A 6,300-nucleotide genomic window follows, 5' to 3' on the forward strand; every position below is an offset into this window, starting at 1 on the left:
CAGATGAAGATGTTCCTCACCCGCCTCGGCTTCGGATCGAAGATCGTCGTGACCGGCGACATCACCCAGATCGACCTCCCCGGCGGCCAGCGTTCGGGGCTCAAGGTGGTGCGCGACATCCTGGCCGGGGTCGACGACATCCACTTCTCCGAACTCACCTCCAAGGACGTGGTCCGGCACGCGCTCGTCGCCCGGATCGTCGACGCCTACGCCAAGCACGAGGAGCGCCTCGACCGGGGCGAGAAACCCACCGCAGTCCACAGGAAGAGGGAGCACCGCCACCGATGAGTATCGAGGTCGCCAACGAGTCGGGCGTGGAGGTCGACGAGGCAGAACTCATCGACGTGGCCGCGTTCGTGATCGGCCGGATGGACGTCCACCCGGCCGCCGAGCTGTCGATCACGCTCGTGGACAAGGACACGATGGCCGATCTCCACGTGACGTGGATGAACCTGCCGGGCCCCACCGACGTCATGAGCTTCCCCATGGACGAGCTCACGCCCGGTGGGCGGCCCGACCTGCCGGATCCCGGGCCGGCGATGCTCGGCGACATCGTGCTGTGCCCGGCGTTCGCCGCCGACCAGGCCGCCAGCTCCGGTCATCCGCTCGCGCACGAGCTCGCCCTGCTGACCGTCCACGGGTGCCTGCACCTGCTGGGGTACGACCACGTCGAGCCGGCCGAGGAACGCGAGATGTTCGGGCTGCAGAACGAGCTGTTGGGCGAGTGGTACGACCACCGCGCCGACGCTCCGCGTGAGGACGCCTGACCAGTGGAAGACACCATCCTCACGGCCGCGGCGGCCGTCCTCCTCATCCCCGTCGCCGGGGTGTTCGCCGCCCTCGACGCCGCGCTGAGCACCGTCTCGGTGGCCCGTGTCGAGGAGATGGCCAAGGAGAACCGCTACGGCGCGGCCCGGCTGTCCCGGATGCTCGTCAGCCGTCCCCGCTACATCAACGTCACCGTCCTACTACACCTGCTGAGTCTGGTGGCGAGCGCGGCACTGTTCACCATGGTGTTCGGTGAGCTGATCGCGTCGACGGCCTGGGCGCTGGCCGCCGCGATCGCGGTGACGACCATCGCGGCGTACGTGGTCGCCGGGGTCGGTCCCCGCACCCTGGGGCGCCAGCACGCGTATTCGCTCGCGCTCGGCTCCTCGACGCCGCTCTCCCTGACCGGGTTCATCCTGGGGCCGGTGGCCACACTGCTGGTGGGCGTCGGCAACGCCGTCACCCCGGGGCGCGGCTTCCGCAACGGCCCCTTCGCGTCCGAGATCGAGCTGCTCGAGATGGTGGACATGGCGCGGGAACGCGGAGTGGTCGCCGACGACGAGTCGCGCATGATCCAGTCCGTGTTCGAACTCGGGGACACCACCGCACGCGAGGTGATGACCCCGCGTACGGAGATGGTGTGGATCGAATCGGACAAGACGGTCGGGCAGGCGGCCCGGTTGACTGTCAGGTCCGGGTATTCACGCATCCCGGTGGTGGCGGGCGACAACTCCGACGACGTGGTGGGCGTGGTGTACCTCCGCGACATCGTGGCCCGGCTCGACGACCCGGACGGTCGCGCCGCCCCGGTGGCGGAGGTGATGCGGCCGGCGGTGTTCGTGCCGGACGCGAAGCCGATCGACGACCTCCTGGCGGAGATGCAGCGGGACCACAACCACCTGGCGATCCTCGTCGACGAGTACGGCGGCACCGCCGGGCTGGTGTCGATCGAGGACATCCTCGAGGAGATCGTCGGCGAGATCGTGGACGAGTACGACACCACCGAGGTGGCACCCATCGAGGTGATGGGGGACGGGGTCTACCGGCTCTCGGCCAGGCTCGGGCTCGACGAGGTCGCCGAGCTGTTCGACCTGGAGTTCCCGGACGAGGTGACCGAGGAGGTCGAGACCGTCGGCGGGCTGCTCGCCCTGGAGCTCGGTCGGGTGCCGCTCCCGGGCGCGCACGTGGTCTCCACCGGCCTCGACCTCCGCGCCGAGGGCGGCCACGACCGCCGCGGCCGCGTCAAGGTGGTCACCGTGGTTGCACGACGAACCGGGTCGACCGACCCGGAGGACGACTCCGATCGCAGAGGCGAGGGGAACCGATGACCACCCCAGAGGGATTCAGGAGCGGGTTCGTCAGCTTCGTGGGCCGACCCAACACCGGCAAGTCCACGCTGACCAACGCGCTCGTCGGCGAGAAGATCGCCATCACGTCCTCGCGACCACAGACCACGCGTCACGCGATCCGTGGCCTGGTCCACCGCCCGGACGCCCAGATCATCCTGGTCGACACCCCCGGTCTCCACCGGCCCCGCACCCTCCTCGGGGAACGGCTCAACGCGCTGGTGGAGGACACCTACTCCGACGTCGATCTGATCGGCCTCTGCATTCCCGCCGGGGAGCGGATCGGGCCCGGCGACAGGTGGATCCTCGAGCAGGTGCGCAAGCTCTGCCCCACCACGCCGATCCTCGGTCTGGTCACCAAGATCGACACCGTCTCCAAGAAGAGGGTCATGGAGCAGCTCATGGCGGTCTCCACCCTGCTCGGGCCGGGCTCGGAGGTCGTCCCGGTGTCGGCGGCGTCCGGTGAGCAGGTGGATGTGGTGGCCGACGTGATCGCCTCCCTGCTGCCCGAGGGGCCGCGGTTCTACCCCGACGACGTGGTCACCGAGGAGTCCGACGAGACCCGGATCGCCGAGCTCATCCGGGAGGCGGCGCTGGAGGGCGTCCGGGACGAGCTCCCGCATTCCATCGCGGTGGCGATCGAGGAGATCCTCCCGCACGAGGGCCGCGACGACATGATGGACGTCCACGCGATCGTCTACGTCGAACGGCAGAGCCAGAAGGCGATCGTGCTGGGTAGGGGCGGATCGCGCATGCGGGACGTCGGTAGTCAGGCGCGGGCGGGGATCGAGAAGCTGCTGGGCACCAAGGTGTACCTGGACCTGCACGTCAAGGTGCTCAAGGAGTGGCAGCGCGATCCCAAGATGCTCGGCAGGCTGGGCTTCTAGGCCCGGCGGCCGGCCCACCGGCGCAGCCTGGCGCCGATCACGGCGGCGGGTGGGACAATGGTCGTCCGACACACGCAGGGGAGGAGGCCACGATGCACCCGTTCACCGACATCGGCCTCGTCGTGCGCACCTACGACCTCGGTGAGGCGGACCGGATCGTCACCCTGCTCACCGAGCAGCACGGACTGGTCCGTGCGGTCGCGCGCGCGGTGCGCCGCACCCGGTCGCGGATGGGGGCCAGCCTCGAGCCGTTCGCGGTGGTCGAGGTCCAGATCGCCCCGGGACGGGGACGGAGCGGCCTGGGCACCGTGAGGCAGGCGTCGAGCAGGGAGTCGCTCGCGCGGCCGCTCGTCGCGGACTACCCGGCCTACACCTCCGGCTGCGTGGTCCTGGAGACCACGGAACGCCTGGCGGGCGAGGAGGGTGCACCCGCCCCGCGGTTGCTCGGCCTGGCCGTCGGGGCCCTCCGCTCCCTCGCCGAACACCGACGCGCGCCCGGCCTGGTCGCCGACGCCTTCCTCCTGCGGGCGATGGCGGCGTCCGGCTGGGAGCCCGTCCTGGACTGCTGCGTGCGCTGCGGGGTGGTGGGCCCACACCGCGCGTTCCACGTGGCCTCCGGCGGTACCGTGTGCGTCCACTGCCGGCCGCAGGGGTGCGCGATGCTCTCGCCCGGGGTGACCGAGCACCTGTCGGCCCTGCTGGGCGGGGAGTGGGACGCCGTGGCCACGTCGTCGCCCGCCGTCGTCCGTCAGGCCTCCGCGATCGCCTCGGCGCACCTGCAGTGGCACCTCGAGCGAGACCTGCGCAGCCTGCCCCTGGTCGACCGCGGAGCGGTCGACCCCTGTCCCGTCCAACCCGTGGAGGACCCTCGTGCCCGGAATGCCCAGATTTCGTAAGCGCCCCACCGGGGTGGGCGTCGCGGCGGGGGGGACGGTGCGGCCCCCCACCCCCCACCCGTCGGGGGAGGTGGCGCCCGCCATTCCGGCCGAGTTCGTCCCCCGCCACGTCGCGCTGGTGATGGACGGCAACGGCCGGTGGGCCCAGGAGCGGGGACTGCCCCGGACCGAGGGGCACAAGCGGGGCGAGGCCGTGCTCATGGACGTGGTCCAGGGCTGCATCGAGATCGGGGTCCCGTACCTGTCCGCGTACGCGTTCTCCACCGAGAACTGGAAACGCAGCCCGGAGGAGGTGCGCTTCCTCATGGGCTTCAACCGGGACGTGTTGCGCCGGCGGCGGGACGAGATGCACGCGCTGGGCGTGCGGGTCCGCTGGGCCGGTCGGCGACCGAGGTTGTGGAGATCGGTGATCGCCGAGCTGGAGGAGGCGGAGGACCTCACCAGGGACAACACGGTCATGACGCTCGCGATGTGCGTGAACTACGGCGGCCGGGCCGAGATCGTGGACGCCGCCCGGGACTTCGCGCGCCAGGTCGCGGCGGGGGAGGTCTCGCCGGACGATCTCACGGAGGAGGGCTTCGCCGACTACCTCGACGAGCCGGACATGCCCGACGTCGACCTGTTCCTGCGGCCGTCCGGGGAGATGCGCACGTCCAACTTCCTGCTGTGGCAGTCCGCCTACGCGGAGTTGGTGTTCCAGGACAAGCTGTTCCCCGACTTCGACCGCCGTGACCTGTGGGCGGCCTGCCTGGAGTACGCGGAGCGCGACCGTCGCTTCGGCGGGGTCGCCGGCGCCTGACCCGCGGGTCAGTCCGGGTCGGCCGCGCACGCCGAGCACAGGCCGAACAGCTCGACGGTGTGGGTGACCTCGGTGAACCCGTGCGCCCCGCCGGCGCGGTGCGCCCACACCTCGACGCCCGGTTCCTCGACCTCCACGGTGAACCCGCACACCCGGCAGACCAGGTGGTGGTGGTGGGAGTCGGAGCACTTGCGGAAGATCAGCTCGCCGGAGTCCGTCCGGAGCACGTCGACCGCGCCGGCGTCGGCCATCGACTGCAGGGTCCGGTAGACGGTGGTGAGGCCGATGGTGTCACCGCGCTCGCGCAGCTCGGCGTGGAGGTCCTGGGCGGAGCGGAATCCCTTCGACTCGTCGAGGAGCGCGGAGATCGCGCTGCGCTGCCGTGTCGACCGCACGCCGATCGCCTTGTCCGGGGTGGGCATCTCCTACTCCTCCCCGGCGTGCCCGACGGCCGCCTCCACGATGTGCACCAGGTGGTCGTCGAGCAGCTCGTAGCGGATCTCCCGGCCCTGTCGGTGAGCCGACACGACCTTCGAGGACCTCAGCACGCGCAAGTGCTGACTCACCAGCGGCTGGGTGACCCCCAGGGCGTCGACCAGCTCGTGCACGCAGCGGGGGCCCTCCCGCAACTGCAGCACGATCGCGATCCGCAACGGCGCGGAGAGCGCTCGGAGGAGCTCCCCGGCCGCGGAGACCACACGCTGGGGGGGAAGGGGCACGGGGGCGGCGTGGCGGCCCGGGTCGTGCACGTCCACGAGCGACTCGTGGTCGGTCGGGTGCCCCGATCCGGATGCCATCTCACCACCTCTTCGTGCGTGCCGGCCGCCGACGCGGTGGCGGGTAGGGGCCCCAGTATCCCAGACCATCGGGGGCGACCGGATACCCTGGTGAGAAGTGCTGCGGGCGCCGGCCCGCGCCGAGGTCGTCCACCCCGACGCCTCCGCCAACCGACTCACAAAGGGAGAACCCCCGACGTGGCATCCTCAGCGTCCGTCATCGACTCCGTCGTCAACCTCTGCAAGCGCCGGGGACTGGTGTACCAGTGCGGCGAGATCTACGGCGGGACCCGCTCGGCGTGGGACTACGGCCCGCTGGGCGTCGAGCTCAAGGACAACATCAAGAAGCAGTGGTGGCGGACCTTCGTCACCGGCCGCGAGGACGTCGTGGGCCTGGACTCGTCGATCATCCTGCCCCGCAAGGTGTGGGAGGCCTCCGGCCACGTCGAGACGTTCACCGACCCGCTGATCGAGTGCCTGAACTGCCACACGCGCCTACGTCAGGACCACCTGCAGGAGGCCTACGCGGCCAAGAAGAAGCTGGACTCCCCGACCGACGCGCCGATGTCCGACATCGCGTGCCCGAACTGCGGGAACAAGGGGCAGTGGACCGAGCCGCAGCTGTTCTCCGGCCTGATGAAGACCTACCTCGGCCCCGTGGACAACGAGACGGGCCTGCACTACCTGCGCCCCGAGACCGCCCAGGGCATCTTCGTCAACTACAAGAACGTCATGACCACCGCCCGGCGCAAGCCGCCGTTCGGCATCGGCCAGATCGGCAAGGCGTTCCGCAACGAGATCACGCCCGGCAACTTCATCTTCCGCACC

8 protein-coding genes and 1 pseudogene are annotated in these 6,300 nt (G+C 70.7%); 7 read left to right on the forward strand and 2 right to left on the reverse strand.

The features are described from left to right. From B4M60_RS07905 to B4M60_RS07930, 6 genes are all read left to right on the forward strand, one after another. Positions 1–288, forward strand: a 288-nt coding sequence (locus B4M60_RS07905; protein WP_291081996.1) for a PhoH family protein, incomplete at its 5' end; no start/stop codon positions are given. Next, the gene (gene ybeY / locus B4M60_RS07910; protein WP_291081998.1) at positions 285–767 is read left to right on the forward strand and encodes an rRNA maturation RNase YbeY; all 483 of its coding nucleotides are present in this window, start codon (positions 285–287) and stop codon (positions 765–767) included. The genes B4M60_RS07905 and ybeY, both read left to right, overlap by 4 nt. A 3-nt stretch (positions 768–770) precedes the next feature. Further along, positions 771–2,096 carry a hemolysin family protein gene (locus B4M60_RS07915; RefSeq protein WP_291082000.1) on the forward strand — a complete coding sequence of 442 codons (1,326 nt, stop codon included), beginning with the start codon at positions 771–773 and terminating at the stop codon, positions 2,094–2,096. Continuing rightward, positions 2,093–3,001 (forward strand): GTPase Era, encoded by a 909-nt coding sequence (gene era, locus B4M60_RS07920; RefSeq protein WP_291082002.1) that lies wholly within the window; start codon positions 2,093–2,095, stop codon positions 2,999–3,001. The genes B4M60_RS07915 and era overlap by 4 nt, the downstream gene beginning before the upstream one ends. A gap of 92 nt (positions 3,002–3,093) precedes the next feature. After that, positions 3,094–3,897, forward strand: a complete 804-nt coding sequence (recO, locus tag B4M60_RS07925) for a DNA repair protein RecO (protein WP_291082004.1) — start codon at positions 3,094–3,096, stop codon at positions 3,895–3,897. Then, positions 3,881–4,696 (forward strand): isoprenyl transferase, encoded by an 816-nt coding sequence (locus B4M60_RS07930; protein ID WP_291082006.1) that lies wholly within the window; start codon positions 3,881–3,883, stop codon positions 4,694–4,696. The genes recO and B4M60_RS07930 overlap by 17 nt, the downstream gene beginning before the upstream one ends. Before the next feature lie 8 nt (positions 4,697–4,704). On the opposite strand, the gene B4M60_RS07935 is transcribed toward B4M60_RS07930, so the two are convergent. Together B4M60_RS07935 and B4M60_RS07940 are read right to left on the reverse strand one after the other, a co-directional pair. Next, positions 4,705–5,118, reverse strand: coding sequence for a Fur family transcriptional regulator (locus B4M60_RS07935; RefSeq protein ID WP_291082008.1), 414 nt, complete (start codon positions 5,116–5,118; stop codon positions 4,705–4,707). Positions 5,119–5,121: 3 nt separating this feature from the next. After that, entirely contained in the window at positions 5,122–5,562 is a 441-nt protein-coding gene (locus B4M60_RS07940) for an ArsR/SmtB family transcription factor (RefSeq protein WP_414646767.1), read from the reverse strand. Positions 5,563–5,670: 108 nt separating this feature from the next. On the opposite strand from B4M60_RS07940, the pseudogene B4M60_RS07945 reads away from it, so the two are divergent. Beyond that, positions 5,671–6,300: pseudogene (locus tag B4M60_RS07945) on the forward strand (glycine--tRNA ligase); the annotation flags it as partial.

This window comes from Dietzia sp. UBA5065 (assembly GCA_002415925.1).
Lineage (GTDB): Bacteria > Actinomycetota > Actinomycetes > Mycobacteriales > Mycobacteriaceae > Dietzia.

Coding starts and splice junctions, on each gene's coding strand:
- ybeY (WP_291081998.1), top strand. CDS start 285: ATGAGTATCGAGGTCGCCAACGAGTCGGGCGTGGAGGTCGACGAGGCA.
- era (WP_291082002.1), top strand. CDS start 2,093: ATGACCACCCCAGAGGGATTCAGGAGCGGGTTCGTCAGCTTCGTGGGC.
- recO (WP_291082004.1), top strand. CDS start 3,094: ATGCACCCGTTCACCGACATCGGCCTCGTCGTGCGCACCTACGACCTC.
- B4M60_RS07930 (WP_291082006.1), top strand. CDS start 3,881: ATGCCCAGATTTCGTAAGCGCCCCACCGGGGTGGGCGTCGCGGCGGGG.
- B4M60_RS07935 (WP_291082008.1), bottom strand. CDS start 5,118: ATGCCCACCCCGGACAAGGCGATCGGCGTGCGGTCGACACGGCAGCGC.
- B4M60_RS07940 (WP_414646767.1), bottom strand. CDS start 5,562: ATGGTCTGGGATACTGGGGCCCCTACCCGCCACCGCGTCGGCGGCCGG.